Here is a 14,558-nt window from a genome sequence, read left to right as displayed (position 1 = left end):
CCCACTCACTCGACTCCACTCGCCCGGCCTCGCCTGCCCCACCCTTCCAGCCTTGCTCGCCCGACTTCGCTGGTCCGGCCTCGCCCGCGTGGCTCGCGCCCGCGTGGCTTGCTTGCCTGGGCCCACTCGCTCGACCTCCGTCGCCCAGCCTGGTCCGGCCCCGCTTGCCCGGCCTTGCTCGCCCGGCATCGCTGGTCCGCCCTCGGTCGCGTGGCTTGCTTGTCTGGTCCCACTCGCTCGACCCTGCTCGCTCAGCCTTGCCCGGCCCCACTCGCCCGGCTTCGCCGGTCCGGTCTCGGTCGCGTGGCTTGTTTGCCAGCCGCGCTCGCTCGGCCCCACTCGCTCGACCCCGCCCGCTCAGCCTTGCCCGCACCCGCTTGCCCGGCCCCACTCGACCGGCTTCGCCGGTCCGCCCTCGGTCGCGTGGCTTGTTTGCCTGGCCGCACTCGCTCGGCCCCACTCGCGTGGCTTGTTTGTCCGGCCCTGCTTGCTTGACTCTGATCGCCCGGCCCCCGCTCGCCCCCGGCCCCACTCGTCCAGCCTGGCTCGCGTGGCCCCGCTGGCTCGGCCCTGCTTGCCCGGCTTCGCTGGTCCAGCCTCGGTCGCGTGGCTCGCGCCCGCGTGGCTTGTTTGCCTGGCCGCACTCGCTCGACCCCACTCGCGTGGCTTGCTTGCCTGGCGCCGCTTGCCTAATTCTGATCGCCCGGCCTCCGCTCACCCCGGCCCCGCTCGCCCCGCTTTGCTCGCCCGCCCACTGCGCCGCAGTTTTGTCGGTCCCCTCGGGTAGCATGGAGACCGGGGGCAGCGCCCATCACCATCGCGCGATTTCCCTTGCGTCACAACAAAATCTCACGCCGAACCCCGACGCCACACGTCACCCGATTCAGCGATGATCTTCGCACGTGTGTTCGGGTAACGTCGATGGCGTGACCAGAACGATCCGCCCGCCCGGCCGGGGCCGGCTACGAAGACAGCAGCTGGCGAAAGTGCTCCGGCAGCTCCAAAGCGCGTGCCGCCGCCGGCGTAAGCCACGCGAAGTCGTCGTGTTCTCCCGGATTGAGCACCACTTCGCCTGCGCCCGTTTCCTCGGCCGTGTAGAAGATCGCGTGGATCTGCAGCGGCCGTCCCGTGATGTCCGGCCAGGAATCGCGGCCGCGTTCCCCGGTGATCCGCACCTTCAGCCCGGTTTCCTCCGCCGCTTCGCGCACCGCTGTGGTCTCGAAAGGTTCGCCTGGCTCGGCCGTCCCTCCCGGCAACTCCCAGCGCCCGGCGAGGAAGACCCCGGGCGCGCGGCGGAGAAACAGCACCTTGTCACTGCGGGCGATCCAGCAGTACGCGAGGTGCTTGTGGTCCGTCATGCCCGCGATTCTCGCTCAGTTGGTCTTCGACGTCGGCAGGTGGGCGCCCAGGTACCCGACGTACACCGTGCCCGTGCGATCGGTGTCGTCGAGGAAGTGCAGCCGCGGCGCCGGCGACTTGAAGCGCTCCAGCGCGATGTGGGCGCCGAAGTAGTCGCGCCCCGCCGGGTTCGTCCGCGGGTCGACGCGGAACGTCCGCGCCTGCCGGAGCCGTTCGTTCGTCGTCACGGTGTCCGACTCGGCCAGCGCGATGATGTTGGCGCTGATCAGCGAGCCCGGCTGGCCGGTGCGGGCGAACGCGAGCACGTCCGACAATTCGGGTCCCGGGTCCTGGCCGGCGTCGAGCAGCGACCGGCGAGCCCGCGCGTACGCGTCGAGCGTGCGGAGCGCGTCCCACGCCTTCCGGCGCCAGGCGGCGGCTTTCGGGTGGTGGTCGAGGATCGCCGTCGGCGCGGCTTCGGCCGTGATCTCGAGGTGCTTGAGCGTCGCCGCGGCCGCGCCGATGAGGTCGGCGAAGCTCGGGAAGTCGTCCGGCGGAAGCTCGGCGTCGGCCACCTCGGTGCCCGCGTCGTGGTAGCGGGTCAGCGTACCGGCCAGCAACCCGTTGGCCCGTCTGAGCTCGTCGCGTTCGGCCTCCACCTCGTCGAAGGCGCGCGTGTAGTCGTCCAACGCCTCCTGCAGCTGCGCGAGCTGCTCCTGCAGGCAGGCGATGTCGGTCGCCGACAGCTCCTCGATGTGAGCGCGGAGCGCCTTCACCTCGCGGGCCGCGCGATCCCGTTCTTCCGCGCCGGTCTTGGCCTTCTTACGCAGGATGGTGATCACTCCGCGCGCCTCCGCCAGCTCGCGCTCGACGCGGTCCAGCTTCTCGGTCATCCCGGCGTCCGGTTCCCGCTCCGGCGCCGCGAACGGGTCCGCCGCGTACCAGGCCCGCACACTCGGCACGTCCGCCCACTCCTCGGGCAGCGGCGTCCGGCCTCGCGTCTGGATGAACCGCGTCATGGCGTCCTCGAGCGCCTGGTCCGCCATCGGGAGGGTCGCTTCCACGAAGTCCGGCAGCTCGTCGCACGGCGGGACGAACAGCCGCGCGCCCAGCGGCACCGCGCAGCCGAGCGGGAGGTGGCTGTTGAGGGTGCGGCGGAAGCGGTCGTCGACGTCGAACACGTTCACCAGCCCCGGCCAGCCCTCGACCGGCGCCGTCGGCGGTTCGGTGAGCACCAGCACCGCCGACGTCCGCCACGGCGCCACCAGCGCCTCGGCGAGCAGATCCGCGACGCGGTCGCACTCTTCGCGGGACCAGCCGTGCATCGAGAGCACCGGCCCGTCGATCGGGATCTCGTCGCTACCGCTGGCGCCCAGTTCCTCCAGGCCGATCCGCTGTGCCGGCGCTTCGTGGCAGCTGCGCCACGGCCGCGTGCACGCCGCCGCCAGCAACCACGCCACGCGGTCCTCGCCGGCGTGGTAGCAGAGCGAAAGCAATACCTGAACGGAGTAGCGGCCTTCGTGGCCGAGCCACGCGAACTTCAGGTCGCACCGGCGCGACCCGCCGTCGTCGGACGAGCCGAGATCGGTGACGGTGTAGTCGTCGTGCTGCCGTTGTCGGCTGATGAGCCTGCTGCGCAACGCGTCCAGGGGGCGTTTCCCCTCGACGGGGACCAGTCCGTGGTGCCAGATCCGGTGCACCCCCACTGGACTCACTCCGTTCGCCGGGAACCGGTACCTCCAGCGAACATAGCGGATCCTGTGACCGTTCGAACGCAGGGTGTCACCTCATTCACGCGTCCAGAGGCAGAACGGATGCCCGGCCGGATCGAAGTAGACGCGGACCTTCTCCTGCGGCTGGAACGCCGAGAGCCCGGCGCCCGCGGCGATGGCGACCGCGCCCGCCGCATCGAGGTCGTCGACCTCGATGTCGAGGTGCAGCTGCATCTGCTGGGCGCCTTTCGCCTGCGGCCATTCCGGCGGCACGTGGTCGGGCTCCAGCTGGAACGACAGGCCGGGCCCGTCGTCGGCGGGGCGGAGCGTCACCCAATCCGGCTCGTCGGTCTTGATCGACCAGCCGAGCAGGGTCGCGTAGAAATCGGCCAGCGCGCGTGGATCCCGCGCGCCGAGCACGGTCGAAGTCAGCTTCATGCCAGGTGGCTACCCGCCCGGGCGGTCGATCTACCGTCGGCGTCCCGACGTTGCGCCACGATGATGTCGCGAACACCACGGCACCGGAAACGCGAGCGCGTGCCGGCGCACCTGCCGAAGACCAGTGCCGGCACGTTGATCGGCAGCAACGCGAACCACAGCGAGCACCAGCACGAACGCCTGCGCGACCCAGGAGTACGTCCACGTGGCCACGGCCACGGCCGGCGGCCGGACGATCACCCAGGCCGCCCAGGTCGCCACTGCCGGCGTCAGGCCGATCGCGACGGCCGTGATCGCGAGGCCGCGTGACTTGGTTTCCGTGGGCTCGGTCTCGTCGTCAGGTTCCCGCATGGCGGGACTACCGCCTCCGCGCGTCGTAGTGCCCGGAATACCCCGGCGAGGCCTCGCCTTGCACCCTGGCGCAGGCGTCGTGATCACTGAGGGAGCCGCCATGTCGTCCGAGCACATCCAGGGAACCGTCGCCGACGGCTACGAGTCCGTTCGCGAGGAATTCGCCGCCGTCGCGACCGAGGAAGGCGGCGACTACGCTGCCCAGCTCGTCGCGCACGTCGCCGGCGAACGCGTCGTCGACCTGTGGACCGGCCCGGAGATCACAGCCGACTCGCTGACCGGCGTGTTCTCCTCCACCAAGGGCGCCGCACACTTGGTGGTCGCGCTGCTGGTGCAGGACGGCGTGCTGGACCTCGACGAGCGCGTCAGCCACTACTGGCCGGAGTTCGGCGCCGCGGGCAAGGCCGCGATCACGCTGCGGGACCTCCTGGCGCACCGCGCCGGCGTCGTCGGCGCGGACCACGGGTTCACCGCCGAGGAGATCGCCGACGACCGGATCATCGCCGAGCGTCTCGCGCCGCAGAAGCCGTACTGGCGCCCGGGGACGGCGTTCGGCTACCACGCCCTGGTGATCGGCGCCCTGACCGGCGAGGTCGTCCGGCGGGTGACCGGCCGCAGCATCCAGGAGCACTACGAAGAGCGCGTGCGCAAGCCGTACGACCTGGACTTCTACCTTGGGCTGCCCGAGGATCTGGAGCCGCGTTTCCTGACCACGCAGCCGATGCTGCCGACCCCGGAGCAGCTGGCCGCGCTCGAGGCGAACGCGACGGGCCCGGACAGCCTCACGGCGATCGCGTTCAACCGCAACCACCCGGAGGCCCCCGAGCTCTGGGACCTCCCGAACCTCAAGCAGGTCCGCCAACTGAGCCCGGCCTCGGTAGGCGGCGTGGCATCGGCACGAGGCCTGGCGGGGATGTACGCGGCGGCAATCAGCGGCCCGGAACCCCTCCTGACCCCAGAAACGGCGGCGGACGTAGCCCAGATCCACTCGATCGGCGACGACCTGTCGACACGAGGCCCCAACGCTTTCGGCCTGGGCTTCTCGGTCGTCTCGTACGACTACCCGGTCCTGGGCCAGGGAGCATTCGGCCACAGCGGAGCGGCGGGCTCCCAGGCATTCGCAGACCCCCGAACAGGCTTGGCGTACGGCTACAACCGCCGCAGGTTCGCCTTCCCGGGCGGCGCGGCCCCGGAGAACACTCGCTTGATCCAAGCGGTCCACACATCGGTGATAGCAAAGCGCGCCTGACACACAGACGCCCCCGACGCTCCCGGCCGCCAGGTCCGGACCACGAAGGCCCAGACTCCGTAGCGCGGCCGGGAGCACCGGATCGCCTAGCAACAAGGAACTCCCCGCTTCGCCCACCGACGGTTCCGGGGGTATGCCCAAACGAGGCCCGCAGGCGTCCGCAGCCAACCATCCCGGTGGTCCTGCGATCGGCGAAGACCTCCTCGCCATGGCGGCCGACGGCCTGCGCGCCGAGGCTGAACATCAGCGGCTGAGTGGGTTCGCTCGCGTGCAGCACCACCAGTGGCGGTGTCCTGCCCGCATGACTCGCGACCTGGGCTCGGCCAGCGCGACATCGCGCGGGTGGCGGCCGCTGCCGTCGGCCCAGACGTGCTTGCCCAGCTCGCGCACTCGGCCACACGCCGGGCAGACCCGCGGTCGCAGCAGAGATCCACAAGTACTGCGCCCATCCGTAGCCCGCGGCTCGCCGCGCGCGCCCACCGTTCTCTTGCTGCCGTCACCACCATCGCCTGCCGCGCCTGCCGCGCCTGCCGCGCCTGCCGCGCCCGCCGCCGGCGCGCACCGAGGCGGCGACCGAGCGCCGCCAACCAACCGCCGCACTAGACCACCTGAGCGCACGCTCAGTCGCACTCCGTGACCGGCGGCACGCGTCGATCCGCATGGCCCCGACCGCCCTAGTCCGCCCGGCGGTGATGCACGCCCTGGTCAAAGCCGTTACAGGGTTCACTCGTTAGGACGGTTTGGCGAGCGCGTCTGCCCAGTTCACGCCGATCGGACTGACTTTCCGTAGTGAAAGGCCTCCCGATCACTGCTCCGTTGTGCAACTATTGGTCCGTTCGCGGGGAAGAGGGCCCCGCGGCGAGGGACTCACCGTCACCGGTCAGCGTCCCTATGAAGATCCCCAGGGGAGAGGAGATCGACCATGTCGACGCCCACGGACACCAAGCCCGAAGAAACCCCGGAGCCGGTCGAAAAGGCCGGACCGGTGGTCCCGCACCCGGAGGCCGACGAGCACGGCTGGGTGCACATCGGCCATGACCACCCGAAGAGTGACGGACCGGTCATGACCCCGAACTGCGGGAACCCGTGCTATCAGGTCATCAAGTCCTGAACTTCATCAATTCGTGATCACCCGCCTGCCGGATTTCGCCTGGCAGGCGGGCTTCTTTCTGCGACTGGCTGTGCTGTCATAGGAGAGTGCCTGTGACGAACCTGGACCCGACCGAAGTCATCGAGAAGGTCCGCGCTCTTCAGAAACAAGCCGCAGACGGGTCCTGCCTCAAGCACTACCGCGAGGGTGTCCGGCTGCTGCGACGCGGTATGAGCATGCTGGACTCGATCCACCCCGTTCCGGAAAGTCGTCGCACCGACTGGCTGGTCACGAGGATCCGGCTGGTCAGCCTCATGGCCGCGCTGTCTTCGGAGATCAGCGGGGACCTCGCCGCGGGCTTGGCCGGTCTCGACGATGCCCGGCTGCTCATCAACGCGGTGCCGAATCCCGTGCTGCAAGCCGAACTCAACGGCGCGCTCAACCACAACTACGCGGCGCGGTTGATGAGCGTCGGACGCAACGAGGACAGCCTGATCGCGTTCGACATCTCTGTCGACCACCAGGAGTACCGCCTGGCGCACGGCCCGGACCCGGAGACCAGGATGGGCGCCTTCGTCCAGACGCTGTCGTCCCGGGCGTGGGTGCAGATCCGCTTGGGCAACGTCAGTGAGGCCCGGGCTGATCTCAACCGCTCGCTCGAGCTCGCCGAAAAGTTCGAGCTACGCTCGGTCGCCGCCGACATGCGGCGCACCATGGGCATGCTCGCGCTGAGGATCGGTGACGTCCCCGAGGCGTTGCGGCTGTACGAGGAAGCCGAACGGACCTACCGGGCATTGGACAGGGACGTCCCGAAGGAGCTGCGGTTCGAGCAGGCGGAGGCGTTGCTGGCGGCGGGGCTGGCCGACGAAGCCGGCGCTCACCTCGACGAGGTGCTTCCGATGCTGATGGCCGGGCAGAGCATCAGCCGCGAGGTCGCGCGAGCGGAGCTCTACCGGGCCTCCGCCGCGTTGATGACCGACGACGTCGAACTCGCTCGGCAGATGGCCGATTCGTCACGGCGCAAGATGCTGCGGGTGGGCTGCCAGACCTGCATCGCGGACGCGACGCTCGCCGGGTTGCAGGCCGATGTCCGGGACGCGCTACGTGGCTCGGAGGTACCTGCCGCGCTACCGACTCGCGCGCTCCGGCTCGCGGCGAAGATGCCGATGCCGCAACTGACGGAACAGGCTGCGATGGCCCAGATGCTCGCCGTCCGGCTCGACATTCGGCGGGGGAACCTCAAGCGGGCCGCTGAGACGCTGCAGAAAGTGCCGCGGCCCGGGCAGCTGACTCCCATCGACTACCGGATGCTTCGACGGCTCTGCCGGGCCGAGCTGGCTGTTGCTCAGGGGAGCCGGGCCAAGGCGCTCACCGAGATCCGGTCCGGGCTGACCGAGCTCGACGCCGTCCGGGATCGGATGGGTGGGCTTGACCTCGTGTCCGGGACCGCGTTGCACGGTCAAGAGCTCGCCGATCTCGCCGTGAAGCTGGTGTTGGAGCGCAATGACGCCCGGCGGCTCTTCGTCTGGCTGGAGCGGACTCGCGCGCAGACCTACCGCTACGAACCGCTCTCCGCCGGGACCGATCCCGAGCTGGCCGCGCGGGTGGCCGAGGTGCGGGGTCTCGGGCAGGCCATCCAGGAGGCCCAGCACGACGGGCACCCGATCGCGGGCCTGCGCGCCAAGTACAACGAACGCCTGCGGGAAGCCCAGCGGCTCGGCTGGCACACCGGGCGCTGGGGCCGGCCGCGGCCGGTGGCCGGGTTGGGCGAAGTCGTGGGGCAACTCGGCGAGCGGGCCTTGGTCAGCTTTGCCGCCTCCGGGAACGAGCTGGTCGCGGTGGTCGTCGCCGGGGGTGAGTGCCGGCTGGTGCGGCTCGGGTCGGCCGGGGACGCCGCCGAGTCCGCGCGCGTGCTGAACGTCGACCTCGACGCGCTCGCGCCGGACAACCTGCCCGAGCGGCTGGCCGAGGTCGTCATGGTGTCGGCGCGCAAGCAGGCCGACAAGCTCGACGCGCAGCTGATCCAGCCCCTGGAGAAGCTGTTCGGCGACCGCGATCTCGTCATCGTTCCCACCGGGCCGCTGTACGCCGTGCCGTGGGGTGTGCTGCCGGGGTTGCGGGGCCGGCCGACCGTCGTCGCGCCGTCGGCGACCGCGTGGCTCGCCGCCGAGCGGACGAAGCTGTCTCGCGCCCGCAAGATCGTGCTCGTCCGCGGTCCGGGGCTGGCCGGCGCGCGCGGTGAGCTCGAGAAGCTGACCACGCACTACCGCACCGCGACGACGATGACCGGCGCCAAGGCGACCGTGAAGTCCGTGCTGCGCGCGATGGACGGCGCCAAGCTGGCCCACTTCGCCGCCCACGGCGCGCACGAGCCGGAGAACGCGCTCTTCTCGCGCCTCGAGCTCGCCGACGGCGCGCTGTTCGGGCACGAGATGGCCGGGTTGCGGCAGCCGCCGCGGCAGGTCGTGTTCGCCGCGTGCGAGCTCGCGCTCAACCGCATCCGGCCGGGCGACGAGGCCCTCGGGTTCGCCAGCGCTTTGCTCGCGAGCGGCTCGCGGACGGTGATCGCGCCGCTGTCCCGCGTCGGCGACCTCGCCTCGGCCGCCGCGATGGACGACTACTACCGGGCCCTCGCGGTTCGCGACAGTCCCGCGCTGGCCCTGGCCGACGCGATCGCGGTCGACCCGTTCCGCCGCCCCTTCGTCTGCCTCGGCGCCGGCTGACGGTCGTTTCGCCCGACGTAGTCAGGTGGATCTGGTCTGTCTGCTTCGGCGCCGGCCGGCAGTGGCCCGGTCCGAGACCCTCGAATTGGCTCTGTGGGCCGGGCCAATCCCGTCTTAGGCTGCCCGGCATGACCAAGCGTCTGCAGCAGGCCTGCGACAACGCCGTCGCGATGTGGACCGTCCTCGGCCGGGCTCGTGGCCACGACGTCCGGGAGCACGACGGCTTCGTGGCGATCGACGGCCCGGCCGGCGTGCGGATCATGCTGACCACCACGGATCCGGGGGAAGACCCGGCGCCGGCCGCGAAGACGTACCAGGACGGCGGCCGCGCCCTGGTCGTCGAGGATCCTTTCGGCACGCTCGACCTCACGGCCATCGGCATGACCGCGCGCTCCCTGCCGGTGATGGTGCGCGAACCGGCGCCCGCGCCCGCGCCCGTCGGTGTCCGCCGTGTCGAGACCGGCGACGACCTGGTCCGGGCCGGGCGCATCGTTGTGGACGGCTTCCCGCTGGAGCACTTCCGGGCCGATGACGTCTTCCCGCCGTCGCTGCTGGAGCAGGACGGTCCGGCCTTCTTCACCCTCGGCGACGCGGGTGCCTGCCTGACCATGGCCCACGGCGGCGTCGGCGGCGCGTACTGGGTCACGACGATGCCGGAGCACCGCTCGAAGGGCGTCGGGCGGACGCTGATGCACGCCGTGCTGCGGCAGTTCGACGGCCTGCCCGTGACGCTGACCGCCGCCCGGGCGGGCAAGCCGCTCTACGACTCCCTGGGCTTCACCAGCGTCGGTGACGCGCACTGGTGGAGCTGACGGCACACGGTGGACTCCGCCCTGTAGTCGCCCAGTAGGGTGACCCCCGTACGCGGCCAGGTGACGCCGGCAGGTGGAGGTCCTTCGATGGCACGCACGGGCGGTGAGGGCGAACTCCCCTCGGTCGCCGAACTGGTGAACCTCTCGCAGACGAAGCCGCTGATGATCCGCGGTGAACTCGACGCGAAGCTCGCCGAGGAGCTTGCCGCCGAACCCGAAGAGCCCAGACCCGACCCGCTCGCGATCCTCGACGCCGAACTGGCGGCCGAAGACGTCGCTGACGACCGCCCGCTCGACGCCCCGCCGGACGACCGGCCGCGGCGCACGCAGCCGTTCGTCATCGGGGCGGTCGCGGCCGTCGCGCTCGGGCTGGCCGCCGTGGTGCTGTTCCAGCCGCACGAGGTCGGCGGGACGGCCGTGCCGCCGCCGGGAGCTGCCGCGCCACCGCCGCCCGCGACCTCCAGCGAGGCCGTCGCGACGTTCAGCGCCTCGGCCGAACCGCCACCGCTCACCGCCGGACTGCAGGACACCCCCGTCAAGACGACGAGCCGGCCCGTCGCGGGGCGCAAGCCCGCGAACCCGGTGGCGACGTCGTCGACGCCGCCACCGCCCGAGGACCAGTGGCGCGACATGGTGAGCTCGGCGATCAGCTCGTGGCAGCACGGCCACGGCCGCCCCGGTCGCTGATCCGCCCCACGGTCGTCGGAGCCTCGTGCTGCCGCCGCTGTCTGACGACCGGTAACGCGGCACGGCCGCTGGTCCGCGCCGCGATCATCGGCTCGTCGGAACCTCGCGGCGCTGCCGAAGATCGGTGGCGCAGCATGGCGCCCGGTCGCTGATTCGCGTCGCGGTCGTCGGCTCGGCGAAACCTCGCGCCGCCGCCGTCCGAACGCCGGACACGACCCAGCCGCCGCGGGAGCTGATCCGCGCCAACAGCCGGTCGACCACCACGATTCCCTGCGCCGCAACGTATCGCGGCCGTCTGAGTGTTAACCGGGCGCGGGGCGAAGCGTTACTCAACGGCGTTCTGGTAACGCGCCGATGTTCCGGATGAAACCGTCCGGAAATGGTTCGCCGTTGCACTGATCGGCATGAACTTCGAGCTCGACGGCCTGCACCGGCCGGTGATCGTGGTCGGCGGCGGCCAGGCGGGACTCTCGATGTCCCACTGCCTGACCTCCGCCGGAGTCGGGCACCTCGTGCTCGAACGCGAGCGCGCGGGGCACGAATGGCGGACCCGCCGCTGGGACAGTTTCTGCCTGGTCACGCCGAATTGGCAGTGCCGGCTCCCCGGTTTCCCCTACCCGGGTGATGATCCGGACGGTTTCATGGTCCGGGACGAGATCGTCACCTACCTCGAGTCGTACGTGAAGGCCTTCGACGTCCCGCTGCGCGAGGGCGTCGAAGCGAAGCGGCTGCAGCCGCTGCCCGGCGGCGGGTTCCGGCTGACGACGTCGGCCGGCGAGCTGACCGCCGACCACGTCGTGCTGGCCACCGGCCCGTACCAGGTGCCGTTGAAGCCGCGGCTGGCCGAGCGGCTGCCGGAGCACGTCGTCCAGCTGCACTCGGCCGAGTACCGCAACCCGGACCAGCTGCCCGACGGCGACGTCCTGGTCGTCGGCACCGGGCAGTCCGGCTGCCAGATCGCCGAAGACCTGCACCTGGCCGGACGCCGGGTGCACCTCGCCGTCGGGTCCGCGCCGCGCGTCGCCCGGCGCTACCGTGGCCGGGACGTCGTGGCCTGGCTCGACGAAATGGGCTACTACGCCCGGGGAATCGACGAGTTCGCCGACGCGGACGCCGTGCGGTTCCGCGCCAACCACTACGTCACCGGACGCGACGGCGGCCACGACATCGACCTGCGCGCGTTCGCCGCCCAGGGCATGCGGCTCTACGGCCGGCTCAGCAGCGTCCGAAGTGGACAGCTGACGTTCGCCGACGACCTGCGCCGCAACCTCGACGCGGCGGACGCAGTCTCCGAAGGAATCAAGGACTCCATCGACACCTACATCGCAAAACGCGGGGTAGCCGCGCCGAGGGAGAACCGCTACAAGCCGGTCTGGGAGCCACAAGACAGCCGGAAATCCCTCGACGCGGAAGCGCTTTCCGCCGTCGTCTGGAGCACCGGCTTCGGCCGCGACCACCGCTGGATCGACGTCCCGGTGTTCGACGGCAAGGGCTACCCGACGCACCACCGCGGCGTCACCAGCTGCCCCGGCCTGTACTTCCTCGGCCTGCCCTGGCAACACACCTGGGGCTCCGGACGGTTCTGCGGCGTGGCGGCGGACGCGGAATACCTCGCGAGGCGGATCACCGGAGGCGGCCGCGGCGACGTCCGCTGGCTGTCGGGCACGCCGGTCAGCACGTACCCGGCCGACGACGACTGGGTCGCACCGAGGACGGTCGCATGAAGCGCTGGAACAACGACGCCCACCGCCACCTGGGCGTGCTCCCGCCGTTCCCGTTCTACGGCGGGCCGCCGGTCGCCCCGGCGATCGGCAGCCGTGCGACGATCGGCGACCTGCTGGCCGACCTGGACCGTGAAGGCACCGAACGCGCGCTGGTGATCCCGAACTACGGCGTCCCGGACCCGGCGATCGCGTTCTCCTTCAACGAGCTTTGCGTCGAGGCGGCGGGCAAGGACGACCGGATCAGTGCCGGGCTGTGGGTGTCGCCGCGAGCCGAAGACGCCGTTCGGACCGACGACGCGTTGAAGCTGGCGGGCGAGGACGGCGTGCGAGCGTTGAAGCTCAGTTTCCTGCTGGGCGGCAAGGCGTCCGACCCTACGTGCAAGCCGCAGCTCGACAAGATCTTCGCCACCGCACGGGAACACGACCTCGTCGTGCACGTCCACACCTCGCCGGGCGCGGCGTCGGACATCGACGAGGTCGGCAAGCTCGTCGACGCCTACGCCGGCGACGTCAAGCTGCACCTCGTCCACTTCGGCGGAGGGATGAGCGGGCACATCAAGCTCGTCGGCGGCCGCTTCTTCGACTGGATCGCCACCGGGAAACAGGTCTACACGGACCTGTCCTGGGCGATCGGCTTCACGCCGCGCTGGCTCGTCGAGGAGATCTCACGCCGGGGCCTCGGCCACGACCGCGTGCTGTTCGCCTCCGACGAACCGTGGGGTGATCACGAGGGCGAACTCGCCAAGCTGGCCGCCGCGGCCGGCGACGGCGAGCTCGCCGACCTGGTTTTCCGCGGCACGTTCGACGTGCTGTACGGACCGAAGAAAGGGAAATAGACCGATGGCAGAGCTGACCGACACCGAAAAGACCAGCCTCGACGAGATCCCGCACCCGTCGCTGCCGCAGGGCTCCAACCTGTACGGCGGGACCAAGGTCTTCCCGGACTACCAGGCCGAACCCGGCCAGAGCTACTTCACCCTGGTCCACGGCATCGCGCACGAGTCGTCGGTGAGCTTCGTGGCGATCCTGCAGGCGACCCGCGCACTGCGGAAGGGCTTCGAAGCCGCGATCTACTTCTACGGCCCGGGTTCGCTGAACTGCCTGGCCACGCGCGGCTTCCCGACCACCGGGAACGCCGCGTTCCCCGGCGAGCTGAACATCAACGACCAGCTGAAGACGTTCATCAGTGAAGGCGGCAAGGCCTACTGCTGCCGCTTCGGCCTGTCGCTGCACGGCGCCCGCGAGGAGGACCTCATCGAGGGCGTCATCCCGACGCACCCGCTGGACGTCCAGGACGCGCTGATCCACTACGCGCGCAAGGGCGCGATCATCAACTCCACCTACATGTTCTAAGGAGCGGTAGTGCGCGTTGGTATCGAAGAGGACCTGGACACCCGCGCCGACATCGCCGTCCGCGGGGTGCGAATGGACGCACCCGTACAGCGCAGCAAGGGCGCCGGGCCGAGCGACGACGGCCACCTGGTGGTCGACGGTGCCAACGCCACGCTGCCGCTGAACCCCGAAAGCCCGTACGTGGTCCGGGACGGCCGCATCTTCCGCGAGACGATCGACCTCGGCCTCAGCGTGTCCCCAGTGGACCGGCCGCGATTCTACGATCTGTCCACAGCGGATGGTGTGCCCTATCGGAAGATCGCCATGCTGCACGGGAAGGACGTCCTCGCGACGACGGTCGTCCAGACGTGCATCCGGTACACGGAGGATCAGCGCTGCCGGTTCTGCACCATCGAGGAGTCATTGCGAGCGGGGTCCACGGTGGCCGCGAAGACGCCGCAGCAGCTCGCGGAAGTCGCCGAGGCGGCGGTGCGGCTCGACGGCGTCCGGCAGATGGTGATGACGACCGGCACGACGTCCGGGCCCGACCGCGGTGCCCGGCACCTCGTGCGCTGCGTCCGTGCGGTGCTCGACGCCGTGCCGGGCCTGCCGATCCAGGTGCAGATCGAGCCGCCGGGCGACCTCGGCGTCCTCACCGAACTGCGCGACGCCGGGGCGACGTCGATCGGCATCCACGTCGAGTCGCTGGACGACGACGTCCGGCGGCGCTGGATGCCGGGCAAGTCGACGGTGCCGATGGCGGAGTACGAAGCCGCGTGGGCGGAGGCGGTCCGCGTCTTCGGCCGCAACCGCGTCTCGACGTACCTGCTGATCGGCCTCGGCGAGGACCCGGACTCCCTGGTGGAGGGGGCCGGGCGGCTCATCGGCATGGGCGTCTACCCGTTCGCCGTGCCGATGCGGCCGATGGTCGGGACGCTGGCCCGGCGGGACGGCGCCACCGCGCCTTCGCCCGCGCTGGTCGCCGACGTCACCGGCCGGATCGCGGCGCTCCTGCGGGCGGCCGGGATGACCGGCGCCGAGCAGGGCGCCGGCTGTGCCGCGTGCGGTGCCTGCGGCCTGCTCAGCGCGGCGGGAGGCTGAC

General features: G+C 71.0%; 13 protein-coding genes. 9 read left to right on the top strand and 4 right to left on the bottom strand.

Going from position 1 to position 14,558, the window contains the following annotated elements; all coding sequences use genetic code 11:
- Positions 1–962 precede the first annotated feature (962 nt).
- The 4 genes from OG439_RS29230 to OG439_RS29215 all read right to left on the bottom strand — a co-directional run bounded on the left by OG439_RS29230 (position 963) and on the right by OG439_RS29215 (position 3,839).
- Positions 963–1,358, bottom strand: coding sequence for an NUDIX hydrolase (locus OG439_RS29230; RefSeq protein ID WP_326944006.1), 396 nt, complete (start codon positions 1,356–1,358; stop codon positions 963–965).
- 15 nt (positions 1,359–1,373) lie between these two features.
- On the bottom strand, positions 1,374–3,044 hold the full coding sequence (locus OG439_RS29225; protein WP_326944005.1) for a hypothetical protein: 1,671 nt from the start codon (positions 3,042–3,044) through the stop codon (positions 1,374–1,376).
- Positions 3,045–3,125: 81 nt separating this feature from the next.
- Complete coding sequence (locus OG439_RS29220) at positions 3,126–3,488, bottom strand: VOC family protein (protein WP_326944004.1); 363 nt, start codon at positions 3,486–3,488, stop codon at positions 3,126–3,128.
- Positions 3,489–3,518: 30 nt separating this feature from the next.
- Positions 3,519–3,839, bottom strand: coding sequence for a hypothetical protein (locus tag OG439_RS29215; RefSeq protein WP_326944003.1), 321 nt, complete (start codon positions 3,837–3,839; stop codon positions 3,519–3,521).
- 100 nt (positions 3,840–3,939) lie between these two features.
- On the opposite strand from OG439_RS29215, the gene OG439_RS29210 reads away from it, so the two are divergent.
- The 9 genes from OG439_RS29210 to OG439_RS29170 all read left to right on the top strand — a co-directional run bounded on the left by OG439_RS29210 (position 3,940) and on the right by OG439_RS29170 (position 14,557).
- Positions 3,940–5,088 carry a serine hydrolase domain-containing protein gene (locus tag OG439_RS29210; RefSeq protein WP_326944002.1) on the top strand — a complete coding sequence of 383 codons (1,149 nt, stop codon included), beginning with the start codon at positions 3,940–3,942 and terminating at the stop codon, positions 5,086–5,088.
- Positions 5,089–6,010: 922 nt separating this feature from the next.
- A complete protein-coding gene (locus tag OG439_RS29205) occupies positions 6,011–6,199 on the top strand; it encodes a hypothetical protein (protein ID WP_326944001.1) in 189 nt (62 codons plus the stop codon).
- A gap of 92 nt (positions 6,200–6,291) precedes the next feature.
- Positions 6,292–8,901 carry a CHAT domain-containing protein gene (locus OG439_RS29200; protein WP_326944000.1) on the top strand — a complete coding sequence of 870 codons (2,610 nt, stop codon included), beginning with the start codon at positions 6,292–6,294 and terminating at the stop codon, positions 8,899–8,901.
- Between the two features lie 128 nt (positions 8,902–9,029).
- Complete coding sequence (locus tag OG439_RS29195; RefSeq protein ID WP_326943999.1) at positions 9,030–9,713, top strand: GNAT family N-acetyltransferase; 684 nt, start codon at positions 9,030–9,032, stop codon at positions 9,711–9,713.
- A gap of 87 nt (positions 9,714–9,800) precedes the next feature.
- Positions 9,801–10,400, top strand: a complete 600-nt coding sequence (locus OG439_RS29190) for a hypothetical protein (protein ID WP_247056811.1) — start codon at positions 9,801–9,803, stop codon at positions 10,398–10,400.
- A 404-nt stretch (positions 10,401–10,804) separates the two neighbouring features.
- Positions 10,805–12,124: an MSMEG_0569 family flavin-dependent oxidoreductase gene (locus OG439_RS29185; protein ID WP_326943998.1), complete on the top strand. Its 1,320-nt coding sequence runs from the start codon at positions 10,805–10,807 to the stop codon at positions 12,122–12,124.
- The gene (locus OG439_RS29180) at positions 12,121–12,960 is read left to right on the top strand and encodes an amidohydrolase family protein (RefSeq protein WP_326943997.1); all 840 of its coding nucleotides are present in this window, start codon (positions 12,121–12,123) and stop codon (positions 12,958–12,960) included. Before OG439_RS29185 ends, OG439_RS29180 begins: the two co-directional genes overlap by 4 nt.
- Before the next feature lie 4 nt (positions 12,961–12,964).
- Complete coding sequence (locus OG439_RS29175) at positions 12,965–13,477, top strand: MSMEG_0572/Sll0783 family nitrogen starvation response protein (RefSeq protein WP_285484086.1); 513 nt, start codon at positions 12,965–12,967, stop codon at positions 13,475–13,477.
- Between the two features lie 9 nt (positions 13,478–13,486).
- Positions 13,487–14,557, top strand: coding sequence for an MSMEG_0568 family radical SAM protein (locus OG439_RS29170; protein ID WP_326943996.1), 1,071 nt, complete (start codon positions 13,487–13,489; stop codon positions 14,555–14,557).
- The last annotated feature ends 1 nt before the right edge of the window (position 14,558 follow it).

The organism is Amycolatopsis sp. NBC_01307 (assembly GCF_035975215.1).
In the GTDB taxonomy this organism is placed as follows: domain Bacteria; phylum Actinomycetota; class Actinomycetes; order Mycobacteriales; family Pseudonocardiaceae; genus Amycolatopsis.
The sequence above is the reverse complement of the archived record's forward strand: the minus strand, read 5'-3'. Positions and strand labels throughout refer to the sequence as shown.